The sequence below is a fragment of the Teichococcus deserti genome (genome assembly GCF_001982615.1).
GTDB lineage: Bacteria > Pseudomonadota > Alphaproteobacteria > Acetobacterales > Acetobacteraceae > Pseudoroseomonas > Pseudoroseomonas deserti.
In genome coordinates this window covers 1-466 of sequence record NZ_MLCO01000586.1, presented here as the reverse complement: position 1 = coordinate 466, position 466 = coordinate 1, and the positions used below count along the sequence as shown (strand labels likewise).

The following is a 466-nucleotide window of genomic DNA, read 5'->3' as shown; positions in this document are numbered from 1 at the left end:
CGCCGCGGCTTGGGTGGGGCAGCGCGCATGATAGGCTGGGCCGATGGCCTTCCCGCATGATTTTCCTTTCGACCCTGCCTATGGCTATGGCGCCCCCGAGCTGCTGCGGGTCGCCGCGCCGCCGCCCCCCGCCGGCTTCGAAGGCTTCTGGCGCGCCCGCCATGCCGCGGCGATGCGGGTGGCGCCGGAACCCCGGCTGCGGCCCTCGGCGGCGGCGCATTCCGACTGGATCGTCGAGGAGCTCGACTACCGCTCCACCGGCGGCTTCACCATCGGAGGCTGGCTGCTGCGGCCGCGCCAGGGACCGATCAGGCGCGGGCTGGTGGTCGGCCATGGCTATGGCGGGCGCGAGGGGCCCGACCTCGACCTGCCGGTGACCGAGACGGCGCTGCTCTTCCCCTGCTTCCGCGGCTTGTCGCGCAGCGCCCGGGCGCCGATCTCGACCGATCCGCAATGGCATGTGCTG

1 protein-coding gene is annotated in these 466 nt (G+C 73.6%); it reads left to right on the top strand.

Going from position 1 to position 466, the window contains the following annotated elements:
* Nucleotides 1-43: 43 nt before the first annotated feature.
* A partial coding sequence (locus BKE38_RS30215; protein WP_242662636.1) for an acetylxylan esterase family protein occupies nucleotides 44-466 on the top strand: 423 nt, incomplete at its 3' end.